Origin of the sequence: Alterileibacterium massiliense (assembly GCF_900104645.1) — a bacterium.
GTDB classification, from domain to species: domain Bacteria; phylum Bacillota; class Clostridia; order Peptostreptococcales; family Anaerovoracaceae; genus Alterileibacterium; species Alterileibacterium massiliense.
Genome location: NZ_FNWE01000002.1, coordinates 370,810 through 388,896, shown reverse-complemented (window position 1 = coordinate 388,896; position 18,087 = coordinate 370,810). Strand labels below are relative to the sequence as shown.

The 18,087-nt window shown below is 42.2% G+C and carries 22 protein-coding genes and 1 tRNA gene; 8 read left to right on the top strand and 15 right to left on the bottom strand.

The window, feature by feature from the left end; translation table 11 throughout:
* Position 1 precedes the first annotated feature (1 nt).
* Positions 2-703, bottom strand: a complete 702-nt coding sequence (locus BQ5371_RS03655) for an ABC transporter ATP-binding protein (RefSeq protein ID WP_071132571.1) — start codon at positions 701-703, stop codon at positions 2-4.
* A gap of 180 nt (positions 704-883) precedes the next feature.
* Between BQ5371_RS03655 and BQ5371_RS03650 the strand changes: the two genes are divergently transcribed.
* Both BQ5371_RS03650 and BQ5371_RS03645 read left to right on the top strand, forming a co-directional pair.
* Positions 884-1,432, top strand: a complete 549-nt coding sequence (locus BQ5371_RS03650; RefSeq protein WP_071132570.1) for a biotin transporter BioY — start codon at positions 884-886, stop codon at positions 1,430-1,432.
* 28 nt (positions 1,433-1,460) lie between these two features.
* Positions 1,461-1,536: transfer RNA gene (locus BQ5371_RS03645), tRNA-Val, on the top strand.
* 137 nt (positions 1,537-1,673) lie between these two features.
* Here the strand turns inward: BQ5371_RS03645 and BQ5371_RS03640 are convergent.
* The 3 genes from BQ5371_RS03640 to BQ5371_RS03630 are packed head-to-tail and all read right to left on the bottom strand — an operon-like array spanning position 1,674 to position 3,520.
* Positions 1,674-2,300 carry an ABC-2 transporter permease gene (locus tag BQ5371_RS03640; protein WP_071132569.1) on the bottom strand — a complete coding sequence of 209 codons (627 nt, stop codon included), beginning with the start codon at positions 2,298-2,300 and terminating at the stop codon, positions 1,674-1,676.
* Positions 2,301-2,304: 4 nt separating this feature from the next.
* Positions 2,305-3,147, bottom strand: coding sequence for an ABC transporter ATP-binding protein (locus tag BQ5371_RS03635; protein ID WP_071132568.1), 843 nt, complete (start codon positions 3,145-3,147; stop codon positions 2,305-2,307).
* Positions 3,140-3,520, bottom strand: a complete 381-nt coding sequence (locus BQ5371_RS03630; RefSeq protein ID WP_071132567.1) for a GntR family transcriptional regulator — start codon at positions 3,518-3,520, stop codon at positions 3,140-3,142. The genes BQ5371_RS03635 and BQ5371_RS03630 overlap by 8 nt, the downstream gene beginning before the upstream one ends.
* 158 nt (positions 3,521-3,678) lie before the next feature.
* On the opposite strand from BQ5371_RS03630, the gene BQ5371_RS03625 reads away from it, so the two are divergent.
* On the top strand, positions 3,679-4,725 hold the full coding sequence (locus BQ5371_RS03625; RefSeq protein WP_071132566.1) for a DUF3048 domain-containing protein: 1,047 nt from the start codon (positions 3,679-3,681) through the stop codon (positions 4,723-4,725).
* A 184-nt stretch (positions 4,726-4,909) separates the two neighbouring features.
* Here the strand turns inward: BQ5371_RS03625 and BQ5371_RS03620 are convergent, their stop codons facing one another.
* The 11 genes from BQ5371_RS03620 to BQ5371_RS03570 all read right to left on the bottom strand — a co-directional run bounded on the left by BQ5371_RS03620 (position 4,910) and on the right by BQ5371_RS03570 (position 14,942).
* Positions 4,910-5,869, bottom strand: coding sequence for an alpha/beta fold hydrolase (locus tag BQ5371_RS03620; protein WP_071132565.1), 960 nt, complete (start codon positions 5,867-5,869; stop codon positions 4,910-4,912).
* 6 nt (positions 5,870-5,875) lie between these two features.
* Positions 5,876-6,484: a THUMP domain-containing class I SAM-dependent RNA methyltransferase gene (locus tag BQ5371_RS03615; protein WP_071132564.1), complete on the bottom strand. Its 609-nt coding sequence runs from the start codon at positions 6,482-6,484 to the stop codon at positions 5,876-5,878.
* A 217-nt stretch (positions 6,485-6,701) separates the two neighbouring features.
* Positions 6,702-7,193 carry a restriction endonuclease subunit S gene (locus BQ5371_RS03610; RefSeq protein WP_083377411.1) on the bottom strand — a complete coding sequence of 164 codons (492 nt, stop codon included), beginning with the start codon at positions 7,191-7,193 and terminating at the stop codon, positions 6,702-6,704.
* On the bottom strand, positions 7,183-7,743 hold the full coding sequence (locus BQ5371_RS03605) for a restriction endonuclease subunit S (protein ID WP_071132563.1): 561 nt from the start codon (positions 7,741-7,743) through the stop codon (positions 7,183-7,185). The genes BQ5371_RS03610 and BQ5371_RS03605 overlap by 11 nt, the downstream gene beginning before the upstream one ends.
* A 5-nt stretch (positions 7,744-7,748) precedes the next feature.
* Positions 7,749-8,285: a restriction endonuclease subunit S gene (locus BQ5371_RS03600; RefSeq protein WP_071132562.1), complete on the bottom strand. Its 537-nt coding sequence runs from the start codon at positions 8,283-8,285 to the stop codon at positions 7,749-7,751.
* On the bottom strand, positions 8,279-10,180 hold the full coding sequence (locus tag BQ5371_RS03595) for an HsdM family class I SAM-dependent methyltransferase (RefSeq protein ID WP_071132561.1): 1,902 nt from the start codon (positions 10,178-10,180) through the stop codon (positions 8,279-8,281). Before BQ5371_RS03595 ends, BQ5371_RS03600 begins: the two co-directional genes overlap by 7 nt.
* Positions 10,181-10,207: 27 nt before the next feature.
* Positions 10,208-11,725: an RNA-binding domain-containing protein gene (locus tag BQ5371_RS03590; RefSeq protein ID WP_022866312.1), complete on the bottom strand. Its 1,518-nt coding sequence runs from the start codon at positions 11,723-11,725 to the stop codon at positions 10,208-10,210.
* A complete protein-coding gene (locus tag BQ5371_RS03585; RefSeq protein WP_317642047.1) occupies positions 11,722-11,958 on the bottom strand; it encodes a helix-turn-helix domain-containing protein in 237 nt (78 codons plus the stop codon). Before BQ5371_RS03585 ends, BQ5371_RS03590 begins: the two co-directional genes overlap by 4 nt.
* A complete protein-coding gene (locus tag BQ5371_RS03580; RefSeq protein ID WP_019133502.1) occupies positions 11,934-13,583 on the bottom strand; it encodes a DUF2326 domain-containing protein in 1,650 nt (549 codons plus the stop codon). Before BQ5371_RS03580 ends, BQ5371_RS03585 begins: the two co-directional genes overlap by 25 nt.
* Positions 13,568-13,744 carry an ABC-three component system middle component 7 gene (locus BQ5371_RS07175; protein ID WP_396334976.1) on the bottom strand — a complete coding sequence of 59 codons (177 nt, stop codon included), beginning with the start codon at positions 13,742-13,744 and terminating at the stop codon, positions 13,568-13,570. Before BQ5371_RS07175 ends, BQ5371_RS03580 begins: the two co-directional genes overlap by 16 nt.
* A 34-nt stretch (positions 13,745-13,778) precedes the next feature.
* On the bottom strand, positions 13,779-14,942 hold the full coding sequence (locus BQ5371_RS03570) for an ABC-three component system protein (RefSeq protein ID WP_040430573.1): 1,164 nt from the start codon (positions 14,940-14,942) through the stop codon (positions 13,779-13,781).
* Between the two features lie 398 nt (positions 14,943-15,340).
* Between BQ5371_RS03570 and BQ5371_RS03565 the strand changes: the two genes are divergently transcribed.
* The 5 genes from BQ5371_RS03565 (at position 15,341) to BQ5371_RS03550 (ending at position 18,081) form a co-directional block, all read left to right on the top strand.
* Entirely contained in the window at positions 15,341-15,871 is a 531-nt protein-coding gene (locus BQ5371_RS03565) for a LuxR C-terminal-related transcriptional regulator (protein ID WP_071132560.1), read from the top strand.
* 87 nt (positions 15,872-15,958) lie between these two features.
* Positions 15,959-16,138 carry a hypothetical protein gene (locus BQ5371_RS06945; protein ID WP_135354787.1) on the top strand — a complete coding sequence of 60 codons (180 nt, stop codon included), beginning with the start codon at positions 15,959-15,961 and terminating at the stop codon, positions 16,136-16,138.
* A complete protein-coding gene (locus tag BQ5371_RS03560) occupies positions 16,086-16,400 on the top strand; it encodes a DNA ligase (protein WP_071132559.1) in 315 nt (104 codons plus the stop codon). The genes BQ5371_RS06945 and BQ5371_RS03560 overlap by 53 nt, the downstream gene beginning before the upstream one ends.
* Positions 16,390-17,517, top strand: a complete 1,128-nt coding sequence (locus BQ5371_RS03555) for a DUF2800 domain-containing protein (protein ID WP_071132558.1) — start codon at positions 16,390-16,392, stop codon at positions 17,515-17,517. The genes BQ5371_RS03560 and BQ5371_RS03555 overlap by 11 nt, the downstream gene beginning before the upstream one ends.
* Positions 17,518-18,081 carry a DUF2815 family protein gene (locus BQ5371_RS03550; RefSeq protein WP_071132557.1) on the top strand — a complete coding sequence of 188 codons (564 nt, stop codon included), beginning with the start codon at positions 17,518-17,520 and terminating at the stop codon, positions 18,079-18,081.
* The last annotated feature ends 6 nt before the right edge of the window (positions 18,082-18,087 follow it).

Here is an 18,087-nt window from a genome sequence, read left to right as displayed (position 1 = left end):
TCTACCATTCTATCTTATCTATAGGTGTAGGATTTTCTATCTTTTCTTCTGCATAAATCTGTCCGCTTCTCACCTTTATTACCCTGTCTGCCATTGCTGTTAAGGCCTTATTATGGGTGATGATTATGACGGTCATTCCGTCCTTTCTGCTCTTATCCTGAAGAAGCCTTAATATTTGTTTGCCAGTATGGTAGTCAAGTGCACCCGTAGGCTCATCGCATAGAAGAAGCTTAGGATTTTTTGCAAGTGCTCTCGCTATCGCTACTCTCTGCTGTTCTCCGCCCGAAAGCTGAGCAGGAAAATTGTTCATTCTTCCTTCAAGTCCTACCTCTCTCAGTGTTTTCTTTGGGTCAAGCGGATCTTCTGATATTTGAGTCGCTATATGAACATTTTCTTCCGCAGTAAGGTTGGGAAGAAGATTGTAAAATTGAAAGACAAATCCTATATCTTTTCTTCGATATTCTATAAGCTCTTTCTTGCTCATATTTGAAATTATTTTGCCGTCGAGAGATACTATTCCCGTTGTCGGCTTATCCATTCCACCCAAAATATTAAGCAGTGTTGTCTTTCCTGCACCAGATTCACCAACTATAATAGTTACCTCTCCCTTGTTTGCACTGAAAGATATACCATTTAGAGCTGTTATCTCAACTTCTCCCGAGTGATAAATCTTTGTTACATCTTTAAATTCAACATAGTTCATGAAGAGCCTCCTAGATGTTTTATCTAAATATTCATATGAATTTTATCACAGTTTTATGGTCCATGCTATATCAAGGAAATCATGTGTGAAATAAATTTAATTTTTTAATAAATAGTGATATAATGGGCGGAAAATATTTAAATATTTTAATTTTTATGAAATTATTATCGAGGTGTATGAATGAAAACTAAAACTATAACAACATCAGCTCTTTTTGTTGCAGTAATGGCGATATGCTCATGGATTTCAATTCCAATTCCGGGCACTATGGTTCCAATTAATCTCGGTACCTTTGGCGTCATAATGACGGGTTATGTCCTTGGAAAAAAGAATGGTGTTATTTCAGTTTTGATTTTTTTACTGCTAGGTGCGATAGGGCTTCCAGTCTTTCATGGCTTTACCGGCGGACTTGGCATTTTAACGGGACCAACAGGGGGATTCCTTATAGGGTATATAGCTCTCGCTTTTTGCTCCGGAATGGCTAATGATTTGAATGCTAAGTCATCAATAAACAAACCTGTCTCTTACATTCTATGCGTTCTCTTAGGCGAGATAATCCTATACTCTGCAGGTGTCATGTATTTTATGACCTTAACAAAGGCATCTCTTGCTACTGCACTTTTGGCCTGCGTACTACCATTTTTAATAGGCGATGGGGTTAAGATGTTCTTTGCATATGTGGTTTCTGCAAGAGTTTTAAGATCTGAGCAACTTGGCTGTACAAAATAATTTATTTATGTTATTATCTTTGAGCCTCGGTCCGTTAGCTCAGCTGGGAGAGCATCTGGGTGACAACCAGAAGGTCATTGGTTCAAGTCCAATACGGGCCACCAATAAAATAGCCTTGCAATCGCTTGACTAGAGCGGTTCGCAAGGTTTTTGTTTTTTAAGGATTTTATTATTTTAATAAAAATGGCAAAACAGGGATATGTTGGTACATACAGGTGTGCAATTCTTCACTTTATTGTTACTAATATTCTTTTTTGTCAAGTATCTTTATGGATATTAAAATTGAAATCATTATGCACAGAATGCCTACTGCTATAATTCCCAGTGAAATCAGTCCGAATGAATGCCTATTATAAATCAGGGCAAATTTGCTCACAATCTCAGCGTCTTTAAAAATATTTGCCGAAAAAAATACTAAAAAATAGGTTATAAACATTATAAGCCTTCCTCTATGCTCACCAAATTTATAAATAAAAGGTTGCTGAATTGCGGGTAATAAAATGCTGATAACCAGTGCTATAATTGAGATTAATAAACTTTTTGCAATAGGCATATTGTTCCTTATCATAAGCAGGCAAAATAAAATAATCGACGAAATAATTCCAAATATCAATGGAAAAAAGAGTTTTGCTATCACATATGTACTTCTCTTTGCAGGCATCGAAAATAGCATCTTCTCAAATTCGGATTTCATATCATATCCTATTGAAATTTGCGAGAGTATGATTGAAAGAAAGATTGAGATAAAAGGTATTAAAATCAAATAATCTTGGTATATTGCATAAATATTAAAGATAATAATGAAAATCAGATTCCAAATTAGAGATTTATTAGTAACAACAATATCTTTTAAAATAAGTCCTGACATTTTCTTATGCTCCTTTCACAAAATAAATCATAATATCCTCAATTGATGGTCTTTGTGTTTTTAAATCCCTTGGTGCAAATTTTCTCTTTATCAGTATTTCTTGACCAAATGAATGTTTTCTTCTCCCTACAACTATTGATTCATCGAGCTTATCAGCATCTTCATTTGAAAGCGTGCATATTGCATATTCCTCTTTTAAATCCTCTTTAGATTCAAAGAAAAGAATCTTCCCCTCATTGATAAATGCTATATAATCCGCTATCTTTTCTAAATCAGACAATATGTGTGATGATATTAAAATTGTATGTTCCTCTTTTTGCATAAAATCATATAATATCTCTAAAATTTCTTCTCTTACCACAGGATCGAGTCCGCTTGTAGCTTCATCAAGTATTAATAATTCGGCATTGTGAGATAAGGCAATTGCAATCGAAAGCTTCATCTTCATTCCACGAGAATAATTCTTTATAACCTGTTTTTCTGGCAAATTAAATTTATTCTTAAAGTCAGAAAATCTCTCGCTCTCCCAGTTTGAATAAATACTTGAGCACAATCTCTCTATGCTTCTAAGGTCCATCTCCTCAGGGAAAAATAAATCATCAAATACCACCCCTATTTTATCCTTATGTTTGATGCTCCTCGTATCTTGCTCTCCTAATACCTCAATTTTGCCGGAATCCTTATTGAGTAGTCCTAGAATCAATTTGATAGTTGTGCTTTTTCCTGCACCATTTTGACCTATGAACCCCACAACTGTTCCCTTTGGAATATTAAAATTTAGCGGTCCTAATTTAAAGCCGTCAAATTTCTTATTTAGATTTTCTATCTCAACAGCGTAATTACTCATATCTTCCCTCCAGATAATCACTTAGCATATCTTTTAATTCATCAGCTCTGATGTCAGCAATCTTAGATAATTCAATCATCTCCTGCATCTTAGCTTCAATTTGCTTTAAATACTCTTCTCTTATTAGCTCATTATTTCTCTGAGCGACAAAATTGCCCTTGCCTTGAACTGAATTTATAAAACCCTCTTTCTCAAGTTCATCGAAGGCACGCTTAGCAGTGAGCATACTAATTCTAAGCTCTTTAGCCACAAATCTTATAGATGGCAATTTTTCTAAAGCTTTGAGCTCACCTGAAATAATCTCTGCTTTAATCTGATTCTTAATCTGTAAATATATAGGCTCGTCACTTGAATTGTTAATCTGTATATTCATATAAATTTCCCGTTAATTCCTCAGCTGTGTTTTAGCTGTTATTATTATAGTATAACAGTTTAGCTCTTGCAACACTTTTAGCCTATTTTCTTGAATTTTTTTTAAAAATAGGTAAAATTAATCGTGAAAAGCGTGAAATGACAAAAGGAGTTCCAGATATGAATAGACAAAAAAAGATTGCAACAGTATTTATGATACTTATTCTAATTTCTGCTCTTTCCTTAACTACAGCTTGTAAGAAAAATATGCCTAGTAAAAAGGTCGTAATTAACTCGCTGACAGGCGAGCTTGGAAAGAAGTCAGATGTTTTAGATAAGAGAATTGTTTCTTTGGTAGTTGAAAATCATCCTGAGGCAAGACCTCAGTGGGGAATTGATGACGAAAATTATTCGCCTGACATCATCTTGCAAGGTGAGGTTGAAGGTGGAATCTCAAGAACGCTATGGCTATATGCTGACTATGACAAACTTCCTGATACTGTCGGCCCGATGAGAAGTGCAAGACCTCCATTTATAAAATTTGCCTCTCTATTTGATGCGGTCTTTGTGCACTGGGGAATGAGCAGTAGTGGTGGCAATTACACTGGAGCAGATTATTATTTTAATAATGAAGTAGTCGAGCATATTGACGCAATGTCTTATGGAGCAGATAGTGAGCTTTTCGGAAGAGACTCTGATTCAGCTCGCTCGATAGAGCATCGAGGTATATTGCATGGCAAGGCTTTAGCGGACGCATTATCAAAGAATTCGATTGACACGAAGATGAATAAGGATTTTACAACCTTCTTAAAATTCAACAGGTCAGTTAAATCTCTTAGCGATAGCGAATGCAATAAAGCTTCGGTAAGCTTTTCGAGCAACTCTATAGATACGGTTGACTGGACTTATTCAGATGAGGATGAGCTATATCACACCTCTCATTTTGGAACAGATGTATCAAGGACAAATCTTCTTATCCTATATGATAATACCGAATATGTAACAAAGAATAATGCTGTAACATATTGCGAATATGCACTTAAAGAAGGCAGTGCAAAGCTCATAAGCAAAAATTCCATTATAGACCTAAAGTGGATAAATGAAGATGGAAAATTGAAGCTCTTTACGACGGACAAGGACGGAAATGAAAAGATAGTAAAGCTTAACCCTGGTAAAACTTGGATTGGCTGGATTTCTGCAAATAACGGAGGAAGTCTTAATATTTAATTTAGGTTTCCTTAAAATGTCCTTTTAATATTATTTATAAAATTAAATTTAATTAAAAAAAGAATCTCATGTTTATTTCTATATAATTTCTGAGATTCTTTTTTATTTTATTATTCGATTTATGGATTATTTTTTACTTTCCCTAATTTTATCTTTATAATTATCTATTTTATCTCTTTTTTATTTATTCTTTTCTTAACCAAGCGAGAATATCTTCAAATATCTCCTTTCGATTGTTTTCATTTAATATTTCGTGGCGATCCTCTTCATAAAGCTTTATGTCGCATTGACAGCCCGTATTTTCCTTATAGGCAATAAAGGCTTTTCTCACTCCTTCTCCATAAGCACCTACAGGGTCTTCAGCTCCTGCAATAAATAAGATCGGCATATTATCATCAATATTTTGCATTAGGCTTTTATCCTGTGCAAATCCTATTGCTTTGAACAAATTATAATACCCATTGATTGTGAATGTAAAACCGCACATCGGGTCATTAATATAATTATCTACATTGTCCTGATTAACTGAGAGCCAGTCGTTAGGCGTTCTGACCTCGGGAATCCTCTTATAATATGAGCCAAAGGCAAGTGTATCAAGCAATTTGCTTCTGCCCTTCCATTTCTTAAAAACTGATAAGAGCTTGCACAAGCCTTTTCCAAACCCGAGAAGAAAATTAGGTTGCCAGCCAGTTCCCATAACAATCGCACCCGATATTCCATGAGAATATGTTCTAATATCTTCTCCCGAAAATTCCTCATCAACTGTCGAAAGATACTGCCTTAGCAAAAAAGAGCCCATGCTATGCCCAAGAAAATAATATGGAACATTCGGATATTCGAGCATTGTTTTCTTCCTTAAATTGTGAATATCTGCTATTACATTTTTATTTCCATCTTTTCCAAAATATCCATACTCTGTTCTGTCCTTTACAGACGCTCCATGCCCTAGATGGTCATTCCCAAGCACGATATATCCTTTGCTTACCAGAAATTCTGCAAACTCCTCATATCTACCTATGTACTCTGACATTCCATGAATAATTTGCACGATGCCAACCGGCTTTGAGTTATTCTCGTTTTTCCATACTATTCCATGAATATTTGAATAATTATTTGAAGATGGATATTTAAAATCTTTTCTCATTTTCCTCTACTTCCCTCTCTTAGGCTTTGTCCCATGAAATTGATAATATTGCGTCTCAAGCCTGCCATTGTATAATTTTCTTCTCCTATCTGCTTTTCTACCGAGATAGCTTTCGACTTCTCTATCTATAGTAATCATAAAAATCGACCAAGTGTGGTTTTTTTCTGAAATATGCTTAAGAGCTTTATATATTTTTTCTATCTCTTTTCTATTACCTATTCTTTCTCCATATGGCGGATTTGTTATGATAACTCCGAAATCACCGAAGCCTTCAATATTAATTTCCTTTAGGTCTTTATTTATGAAAATTATGTCCTCTAAAACGCCTGCTTCCTCTGCATTCATGAGCGATGCTTTTATAGCTTCTTTATCTATATCATATCCATAGATTGAAAGCGGGCTTTCATAATCAATAGCTTCATATGCCTCTTTTCTAGCATTTTTCCACTCATCATCTTTAAATATCTCCCATTCCTCGGATACGAATTTTCTCGAAATCCCAGGTGCAATATTTCTTCCAATCATAGCCGCCTCTATCAAGATTGTGCCTGAGCCTGAGCAGGTGTCTATTCCGACACTGTATTTGATACAATTTAACGCTGGTGCGTAAGTCATGTGTTTATCCTCGAAATCCCTTGATTTACAGGGATTTTCGCCTTTCTGCAGAACTTCCTCTGCTGCTTTTCGTGGCAGTTTTTGTATGATTTTAGAGTTTTTCTGTGCCTCATGTTGGTGTGCCTGTTTCCGATTTTCGTACCCCTGAGCGAGTAATCGTTAAAAGGTTTAGGAAATCGTTAAATTGTTTGAGGAATCGTTAAAAGGTTCAGATTGCTCATCGTTTCAGTGCATTCAAAATCTGCAAAGCCTCCTGTGCCCGCATATAATCTGACATAAATTGCCAGTCTGGATCACCGTCCAAGGAAACCGGGAGAAGTATTTGCTCTCTACGAATTCGTTCGTCATTAATTTCCCGATTAAAGCTGTATTTTTCTTGCAAACGAGAAACTAATGTTGCTAAAAATTGATAGCTATATTCATTCAATTTGCTATTTCCTAATGCTGTCACGTGATCACTTGCTACAAATTCAAATGGCTGATAAAAAGCTGTTCCTACAGATCCACTATTTGCTACTGTTAAGCAGTTCTGATACACACGCACTTTTTCATCGTTGCCGACGAAACCATCAACACCGTTGTTCTGAGCAGTAGAGGAAACGTAAGGCATCTTTCCTATTATATGATCGTCTTTCTTTAATCGCTTTCCGCGACCTATGTTTTTGAATATCTCTTCGTACCCGAAAGCCTTCCAATCTCTATCGGTCAGTACCCCCCCCCTGAATGTTTATGCACGATACCAGTTTTTCATACCGATTTTGCATAATTTCTGTAACATATGACAAGGAATCTGATTCAAGTTTTGCGATGGTCTGCTCCATGTAAGCATGGTTCAGCGCTCCGCTGTCCGTAAGAGGAAGCATGATGCGCTGTTCGGCAAGACGCGTGGAGTTTGCCGTATAGGAGTAGGAATACCTCTCGCGATTCGATTCAAAGCAGCGGGCAATAAATTTTAAAGCTCCGGCGGAAAGTGCTCGCTTCGGCGACAAGATGTTGACCTTTGTTCCCGTATAAAATGGTGTGGTCTGCACAAAGGGTTTTGCCGTCTCATTGCCGATGGTAATGACAGGTACTTTATCCCAAAGATAAGCCTCATCATGTCCTTCGGTAAATCCGTCAACACCGTTGTTCGTCTCTTTGCGCGTGACATAAGGAATGCGACCATTCTCTTTGTCAATTTTGTTGCCGTCCAGCGTCTTCCCAATAGTGATGTTAAAAAGATCGCCCAGTCTAACGCCTCCCCATGTGGTGTCAGGCATGGCGCCTAAAGCAAGCAGTCATCCAGTAGTCGATCCTTGAAGTAGGGCAGGACTTTCTCCAGCATGCGTTTTTCCTGCTCCTTCATGTAGTCAGACATGAATTGCCAATCGGGTACACCATCGAGAGTGATGGGGAGAAGGATTTTTTGTCTTTTCATTCGTTCAGCATTGAATTTGTATCCGTATGCATATTTTGATTTTTGTTGCAAAATGCACTGCTTAAGAAAAAGAAGTGTATATTTGTCGTTCGAATCAGTTTTTTTGATACCAATACGCTTCACGTCATCAGAAAAAGTGGCTTTATAAGGATGATAAAAAGTTTCTACAACACTGCCGTTATAATTAACGCCAAGGATGTTCTGATCAGTGCTCTCGTTTTCATTAGATACAAACGCCGTAATTCCATTATTGGAATCAGACGCGCCAACAAACGGTATCTTGCCTGGTTTCATATCAGCTTTTGTGAGTCGCTTCCCAGACTTAATTGTAAGCTCATCTTCGATAAAAAAGTTCTTCCATTCTCTATCCTGCAAGCTCAGCATGTGCTCACCTCCTCGAAGAGGTAGCCTCTTCCGTGAGTGATCATGTCGAACTCGAAGGTCAGGTAATCTGCGATGGTTTTCTGAAAATCTTTCTCCGTCGGGATCTCGTCATTAAAGTAGTAGAAAGAGTGCAGCCATTCATCATCCGCTTCAATAGTGGTTTCCACCATGAACTTGGTCGGAGCTTCCCGTTTTCCCCGGAAGCAATCCAGCAGGCGCTGTTTTTTATCCTTGGCGGTCTCTGTCTCCACCAGTCCGACGTGTTTTCGTACCACGAAACCGTCATCTTCAAAATTAAAAAACTTCACCAACCGATCTTTGGGCTGTGGTTTATGAGCCGTAAAGACAGCAATACTGGGATTTACACCGACGCGGTAAAAGGTGTTTTTATTCAAGGTAATCACGGCTTCCAGCGTGTGATTTTTTAAGATGCGCCGCTTCGTCTTTTTATCTTCACCGTTTTTGCCAATCATGGTGGATTGCGGAACGATGACCGCCACCCGTCCGCCTTCGGCCATGCAATCTAAAAGGTGTTCCACAAAGGAGATCTCTCGCAACTTGGATGTGGCATCATTTTTCCCTTGCGAGTACGGCGGATTCATCATGCCGACGCTGGGCGCAATGGTTCGCTGGATTTCTTCTGCGGAGCGATTAAAGAAGTCGTCGCATTCCAAGTTTGATCTGCCGTCTCCACGTAAAATCATGTTAGTTGTAGCGATGGTGAACATGTCTTCACGCAACTCGATGCCGTGGATTTGCTTTTCCTTGATTTCGCTTCGCTGGTGTTCGTCCTTCGCGTTTTTGAGCATCCTGTGCATTCCAGCGATGAGGAAGCTGGACGTTCCCGTACAGGGATCGAATAGAGTGTCGGTCGGTTTCACATCCAGCAAGTCACAAAAGAGTTCGCAAATATGGCTCGGTGTGAGTACAACGCCGAGAGACTGCCCGTCACCGCCGGAGTAACTCATAAACTCAGAATAGAAGCGTCCGAGGATATCTTCTTTTACATTCGCACGCAGCGCTTGCAGGATATTTTTCTGTAGGTAAATGCCAAAGTACTTAAGCGGTGTCATACCCAAGTCATCGCGCTTTTTATTGAGTGACTGTCTGTTCTTGATAATGGTGAATTGATCCAGAATCATCTCACGTTTTACATCGGGTTTTACCCGGATACGTTTTAAGTGGTTTGAGAGAGCTTCCCAGACAATATCTCCATCCGTTTTGACCTCATCGCCGATCAGATCATCCAATTTGAAGCTGGGATCTTGCAATGCCAAAAGAAGCGCCGAGACTACCAGGGGCTTTTCGGTTTCGCCAAGCTGTGCATAGTCGCGCAGATATTCATGCAGCTCGGCAGCGAGTTTGACGATCTCTTCCAGTTCCAGTTCCTCATCGGCACGAATACCTTTCACCTGCTCGTTATAATAAGCGTCGATGTTTTGCTCATTGAAATTGATGAAAGTTTCAACTGGATCGAGAATCGAGATGGTTTTTCCATCATAAAAAACCGGCTGGATCAGGTGGTGAACCTCATCACCGGAAACCCCGACGGCAAAAATCTTCTTAAAAGGTGTATGTTTGGCAACGTGTTCGCCATAGTGAACTGCCCCATTGACAGCGTAATTTACCGTCGCATCCACCGAGCGATCCAAAGTACTCTGATCCTCATTCCATTTGATATGAAAATTGGTATCTCGTTTATCTTCGATAATCAGCACAAAGTCTTTCACTTGCGCAATAAACTCCGGGCTACCGAGTTTTCCCGTGCCACGTTTGGACGCTGTTTTTAACGCTTCATCAATATCTTTAATGCCGCTGATTTCTGCAGTCGCTTTGATCTCTGCTTCACGCAGAAGTTCAGCCACATAAATATCTGTGTTCTTTTCTCTTGGCATGGACTTTTATTTCCTCCTCTCGGGCACTTAGATGGATCTGTTTTCAGACTTTGCAAACAGTAATCCGTTAGCTGTTGTTGCATATCTCTGTTTGCTGCTGGTCGGCTTATCCGGAATGGTCAAGCGCAATAACCCGATATCTACCAGCGGTCGAATGATGTTTTTTCTAAAGTACTCTGCTGTTTTAATACCGCAGAATGTCTGCATTTCTTGCCGGCTGCGTGGCTCTTTGCAATAGTCCAGTAGTTTTTGGATTTCTTCTGTTGATAGTTTCACCTGAGAATAGACTTCCGTACTGACTTGCGTACCAACTTCCGTACTGACTTGCGTAGTTGATTTGTTGGAAGTCGGTCCCACACTTGCCGTCGCTGCCTCAGAAAGCGGAATGGTGATGGTAAAGACATCGCTTTCCGTGAAGGTAGGCTGCCCGCCGGAATAGAGCTTAGTGTATTTATAAGTATTGCGCATACCACTGCCCAATTCGTCGGCAAGCCCGATCTCGCGGAAGACTTTCGCAATCGGCGGGTTTTTAGCAAAAGGCTTAAACGTCTTCAGGTTGAGGTTGCCGTGGCCATGTGCCAGATTGGCGTTTTCCGTCGTGATCTTATCTGCCTCAATCACGAGCTTCGCCACATAGCCGCTGGAAAAATCTCGATGCATGAGGAGGTTGGAGACAATCTCACGTAAAATCTTATCTCTGGCGCTGATACGCTGAATTCCTTCCATGACAAAGAGATCGTTTAAGTGTTTCTGTCCAAAAGCAATGAGCCGGTCATAGCTTTCAATGAGGTTTGTAATCACGACATCGCGGTCATCGTAGCGATCGACATTAAAGACGCGAAAGATAGCGTCGGTCTTGTGCTGGGGGAGCACCGACATAATGCGGTTATCGCTGCCAAAGAGCAAAATTGCAGCAAGCGTCAGACCTTCTTGATTGGTATCCGGATCTTTCAAGATGAGTCCGCAGCTTCGAAGCATCTCTTCATCACTCATATCCAGCCATGCGTGATGCTCAGTATTAACACGAGTCATTCGTCTTGCTCGCTCCAAAAGATCCTTGCGCAAAGCAGTAATAGGAATCGCCGGATACACCTTGTTCACGAAATAAGTGTTTTGCTTTCTCGCATAAAGCTTAAAAACCAAATCAGCGTTGTCGGTGATATCGATATCGGAGTCGTTATTGCGGTCGTAAATACGCCCGGCACTGCGATAAACCGTCTTTCCAGAAGGAACGTAAATATAAAGGATCGTTTTGCCATCCTCTTCATACTCTTCCGGCGTGAGATAAAGCGGCGGAAACATTTTCGACTCATTGTTAATCGTCGTCACAAAATCTTTTTTGATTTGCATAATACGATCCGGCTCAACACCTGCGACTGTTCCATCGTCTTTTACTCCGAGAAAAATATGTCCGCCATCACGGTTGGAAAAAGCGCAGACGGTTTCGTAAACATCTTTTGTAATATCCGTTCTTGAGCGTTTAAACTCAACGCTGATGTTTTCTCCTGCGCGAATGAGTTTTTGTAATGTTTCAGGCAGTCTCACCGTTCATCCTCCTCTCGTATGGTCTCAAACAGGTCTTCCACCTTGCAGTCCAGTGCCTCAGCGATTTTCAGCAGCACATCCATGCGTACATGCTCGTTTTTCCCGAGTTTGGCTACCGAATTACTACTGATATCTGCGGCATCTCTTAACTGGACTTTGTTCATGTTCTTATCGATTAAAAGTTTCCACAGCTTGTTGTATATGATTTTCATCGATTTGCCTTTCTGCTCCATTTGTCTCCGAAGAGAGCCTGCTCATTGTTCTCAAGTTTGATGACCGTCTGTTTTGCAATGATGCTTTGTGCTTCTTCGGAGCAGTTCAACGTCTTATCGATAGCTATAAAGATTTGTTTCTCTTTTTCTTTGTTATAGATTTCAATCATCCGGCTCATGTCAGGACGTGGCATAGGATCAAAGAGGATGGAGTCATGCGCAATCGCCGGCAGCACTGTCGTATCTAAAACGGCGAGGTCATAGATCATCATCCCGCGATAATTTGTACTTGTGCCACTGTCCTTTGGCGTCTCAAAGTCATAGCTGTCAAACTTTGAGATTGTCAGATGTGGAGCATTGTACTGATCATCTGTTATGTAGTCATTGATTTCTTCCATCTTCCGGTTAATTGTGGCTTCAATTTCTTTAAGGACGAATTTCATTTGTTCTTGGTAGCGGTTATTTGCCTGTTTCTTCTCTTCTTGGAGTTTGTTCCGCTGATCAAAGGCATTATTTTCGTCCTGCAGTTTATTGATTCTTTGTTCCAATACACTGTAGGCTGTCAGGAATTCCTGAGTAAAAGTCATGGATGGCCGAATTTCAGACATTGCATTTCGAATGCTTTCTTCCTGTTCCTGCAAAGAGGCAAGTTCGACCGTAATCTTTTGTTTTGCACTTTCCAATTCCTCTTGAAGAATGCCTTGGATCTTGCTATGGAAAGACTCGATATCCATGAGCTTATTAAAATTTGCTTCCGGGAAGAACTCGGCAAGACTTTTCAGATCCGCTTCTGTCGGATAAATACCGCGCTGTAGATTTAGTTCAAGCAAATGCAGATCGTCTTGTTTGCCTTTGACGACGCGCCGGATATCGGTATATGCACGTTCTATTTCGTTGGCACGATTTGCTTCTTCCACTTCCGCCTCGTTGATGGGACGACTCCCTGAATTACAAAGCTCATCTCTTTTTTCTTCCAGTTCACGAATGGCTACGATGTTTTCTTGATACTTTCCCATTCCGTCTACGGCAGAGGGTATGAACTCATATTTTCTGGCTGCTTTGAATGCATCAATCTTATCTTCCACCAGATGAAGCTGTTCTTCAAAAGCCAGAATGGAAGAATACATGTTGTAGAGTGCCACCAAAACATGGATGGCATCTTTTTGTGATTCATTTCCACCGCGCATTTGAAGCGGTCTGAACTCATTGAGGTTGTTCTTGCCATAGATCCTAAAAAAGCGACTTACCGTATTTCTGAAGGAAAGACCGGGTAAATCCATGTCATATTTTTTCGCAAGCCAGTCCGTGAATTCTTTGATTTCCATCGAATCAATGGGGTCGTTATTCTCATCTACCTTGAAAACTCGCTTTGCGTCTGCTGTATTTCTGGCAAAGCGATAATCTTTACCGGCAAATGAAAAGACAAAGTAAATCGTGTGGTTGCCCAGCTCTCTCACCGGCTCGCTTTTAAGATAGGTATTCCCGCCAAAAACAAAGTCAATAATAAGGAGCATGGTGGATTTGCCGATGGATGCGGCTTTTCCGGGAATGCTTCCAAGCACCACGTTCAGTCCTTTATGAAAGATAACAGGTGGTCTTTGTCTTTTATTTTCTTTGAACAGTTCGCAGCTTATTTCTCGGAGCACAGAAAGATCCTCCCTTCGTCATCAAGCTCTACCTTTTGCATGGCATAAAGGCAGTCGAGAGCTTCGATGAGACGCACAGTGTCCTGATGCTTATGCGAAAGCTTTTGATAGATTTCGCGAGGAGATTTCGGATGATCCAGCATCCTCAAAATCTCAGGCATGAGTGGCAATGCACTCTCTTCGTATGAAAATAATTTATTTGGTAAGAGCATCGAATACCTCACAAGACTGTATAAAATACGAAATCACGATGTAGCAATAGCGAACATCCTGTTTCGTAATGCTTTGCAGGCGTTCTGCCAACAACTGATAAATCAGCTCCGCCGGCAGATTCTTTTTCGCGAGCTTTTGGTAGGACACTTTGATTTGTGCCCTAAGTAGCTCGTCGCTGAAGACTTCCTGCTTGACCAGTTGTTTCATGTTCTTTTCTATGAAAAGGTAGTAACGCGTGACATTTCGCATTACCTCATCTAAAAGAAAATAATCCGCATCCTGATCTATCTTTTTTGTCACCGTAATGGCGTTATAGTTTAAATCCGCAAAATCGGAGACTTTGGCTCGACTAAGGTTTTCCAATACACGCCTGATGCCTTTTTCTATGTCCGTTCCGCGAAGCGTGGTGCGGGCATTATTTGTCTGGACCTGCAGCTGTTTTATCTTTTGCAGCTCTTTTTCGTCGGCTTGAGTATGTTTTAGACTGTAAGACTGAAAGCAGTCATGGCAAAGCGGAATCAGGTTTTCATAGCAGTTTTTATTGCCGGAAATATGAGCAACGCAGTAGTCATCTTTGCTTTGATGATCATCCGCCACTGTTTGAAGATGTTTGGAACAACCAGGCTTTGAGCAAGTGTGCTTGCAGTCTTCCAAGAGCGTGGCACCGTATTTTTTCTTTGCCCGCTCGGATGTCATATTAGCCTTTGCCATCTTGCGGTCATTTTCAAGCTCAGGATTAACGATAAATTCCAAAGACTCCTTGATGAGGTCAAAGATCACCTCTGCCACGTTAGCCCTTGTGACTTTTTTGTCAGTGAATGGCTGGACGTCCTCGGCTAAAGCATTGAGTAAGGACTCGTCCTCATCATATTCGTTGATATACGCCAAAGAGTTTACAAAATTATCTTTTGTCATCCTACCGAGCATGGCTTTGGCAAGTTTCTTTGAAATACCACGCTTATAAAACTTATATAGGGATGCATCTTTATACCGTGAGTCTGAAGATGGATCCTTTTTTGTGCTCCATTCTTCCTCTGGTATATCGCAAAACCTTTGAATTAAATCTCTCATAAAGTCCGGAACCTCAGCATCTTTCATGAGGTGCGGATGAATGGCATGCAAAAGTTCTGTGAACAGCATCTTCATCACCCCTCTTTCCGATTTTGTCCAAACTGTCCAACGTTGTCCAAGAGTGTCCAAATACGAGATGAACCATTTCGTATATTGAGTATGACCACTGAGAGACAAGCAAATTATACCAAAAATCTTCATATTAAACAACAGAATATTGGCATTTGCAAATCTCAATTTGGCAAATCTTGGATGCTTCCTTCTTGGAACATCCGAGTCCTGATGGGTGGCTGCATCGTCTGATCAACGGTGGCGCACGGTTCTCATCCGGCAAGTAAATATTTCTGACTTCGTTATGCGCAAGCGCAGTCACAACCCCGAGCGGAGATTTCCGCGGGGCTTGTGGTCTGTTTACTGCGCCCATTTTGCCTTGCCCTTCTCCGTCTCGGATTCGAGATGAAGGAGGTCTGTAAATGGCAGCTCAAAATGTATCAAAGATTTATATTCGCGGTCTCGGTCTGGTCGAGACAAGCCCTGAACACAAGAAAGACTACGAGAACGAATGCGCCCGTATCCGCATGAAGATGCAGTATCACGGCGAATGCCACGTCACCAAGGCAAACATCAACCGCTGCGATGGCATATGCGTCGGCTGTCCATTTCGTTCTGCCGGGAAGTTTGTCTCCATCCATGACACCGTACAAATAGACAGCGCACTTACCTACGCCGATGTGCTTCCTGCATCGGAAGCGTATTCACCGGAAGGCGTCCTTGCGCGTAAAACTTTGCACGAAGAACTCAGCCGTATTTTCGCAGGTCTCACGGACGAGGAGCGCCAAATCATCCGTCTTGTTGTCGCCGGTCAATCCGAGCGCGACATGGCAGAAATCCTCGGCATCAAACGCACCACACTGAACTACCGAAAACGTCAGCTTTTTGCTCGGCTGAAAAGCCGGCATCCGGAGCTTCGTGACCTTCTTTTGGATCTCATCTCTTATTCCTAAACCTTAAACCTTCGTCCAACGTCCCTCCCTTTCTTCAGGGAGGGACAGAGGGGCAAAACGGCAGGCCCCGAAGGAAAGGAGGTAGCCATGAGACCACAAAGCAATGTGCCGGGTGTGACAAGAGAAGAACTCATCGAAGTGCTCTCTGCCATATCAATTATCACCAAAGACCTGACAAGAAAACTGATTCAGACAAAGAAAGGAGGCAATCCCTATGGGACAGATGAAAAAGATGAAAGCTGTTATAGACGACCTACATTCCTGTAGCGAACAGCTAAGCGATATCGCTGCCGAGCTGGAAGCGATGTTCAGCACGGCACCGGAAGAAGTGACGGTTCCTGCAGAAACGCCAAAGCCGGAGCTGAAGCTTGAAGACGTGCGGGCCGTCTTGGCGGACATCTCCCGTGCGGGTCACACCGCAGAAGTGCGCGCCCTGATCGAAAAGTACGGCGCGGACAGGCTCTCTAAAGTTGATCCGAAAAATTACGAAGCACTGCTTCGTGATGCGGAGGTGCTCCATGCCAAATAAACATGCGCTGCTTTCCGCATCGAGTGCCTATCGCTGGCTTGCCTGTCCGCCCTCGGCTCTGCTTTCGGGAAAGTATGAGGACACGTCAAGCTCTTATGCACAAGAAGGCACCGCGGCGCACGCTCTTGCCGAGTACAAGGTGCTGAAAGCGTTAGGCAGGAAAGCCGATGATCCGACGGAGCATCTTGATTATTTTAACGAGGAAATGGATGAAGCGACCGATGCCTATGCCGGCTACGTGCTGGAGCAAGTCGCCGAAGCTAAAAAGGCAACGATTGATCCAATCGTTCTGGTGGAACAGCGTGTGGACTTTTCCACCTATGTACCGGATGGTTTTGGTACTGCCGATGCCCTCATCATCGCCGACGGCAAGCTTTCCATCACAGATCTCAAATATGGACAGGGCGTGCTCGTTGAAGCCGATCATAATCCGCAGCTCATGTGCTATGCCCTCGGGGCCTATGAGATGTTTTCTGCGCTCTATGACATTGAGACCGTATCGATGACGATCTTTCAGCCACGGCGTGACAACGTATCCGTCTTTGAGATGAAAGCATCGGATCTGCTGGACTGGGCAGAGAACACACTCAAACCAAAGGCGGAACTTGCCGCCGAAGGTAAAGGCGACTTTACAGCCGGCGAACATTGCCGCTTCTGCAAGGCAAAGGCCGACTGCCGAGCCAGAGCGGAAGCCAATCTTGCACTGGCGAGATATGACTTTGCCCTTCCGCCGACTCTAACGGATGCGGACATTGAAGCGATTTTGCCTCTTCTTGATGAACTTACAAGCTGGGCGGAAGACATCAAGGCCTATGCCCTGACACGTGCAGTGGCAGGAAAAGAGTGGCACGGATATAAGCTCGTCGCAGGAAGAAGCAACCGTAAATACGTAAACGAAGATGCCGTCGCAAAGAAGGTATCCGATGCAGGCTTTAATCCTTATGAGGAAAAGCTCCTCGGCATCACCGCTATGACCAAGCTCTTAGGCAAAAACCGCTTTGAGGAGCTGCTTGAAGGCTTAATTGAAAAGCCGCAAGGAAAACCAACCCTCGTGCCGGAGTCCGATAAACGTCCGGCCATGAATTCAGCAAAAGAAGATTTTAAGGAGGAAAATTAAATGTCAAAATTTACAAACCCGATGAAGGTTATCACAGGAAAAGACACTCGTTGGAGTTATGCCAACGTGTGGCAGCCAAAATCCATCAACGGCGGCACACCGAAGTACAGCGTTTCGCTCATTATCCCCAAGTCCGATACCGTCACTTTAGGGAAAATCAAAGCTGCCATCGAAGCCGCCTACAAGGAAGGTGAAGCCAAACTCAAAGGAAACGGCCGCTCGGTACCCGCACTTGCGGCAATCAAAACGCCGCTTCGTGATGGAGATGCTGAACGTCCGGACGATGAAGCCTATGCAAACAGCTACTTTGTAAACGCCAACTCCACCACCAAGCCGGGCATCGTCGATGCCGACCGAAACGAAATCATCGACAGCTCAGAGGTCTACTCAGGCGTTTACGGCCGAGCATCTATCAATTTTTATGCGTTCAACTCCAACGGAAACCGCGGCATCGCCTGTGGTCTCAACAACCTGCAGAAAATCCGTGACGGCGAGCCGCTCGGCGGTCATGCTTCTGCCGCAGATGACTTTGCAACCGATGATGACGATGACTTCTTGAGCTAAGAGGTG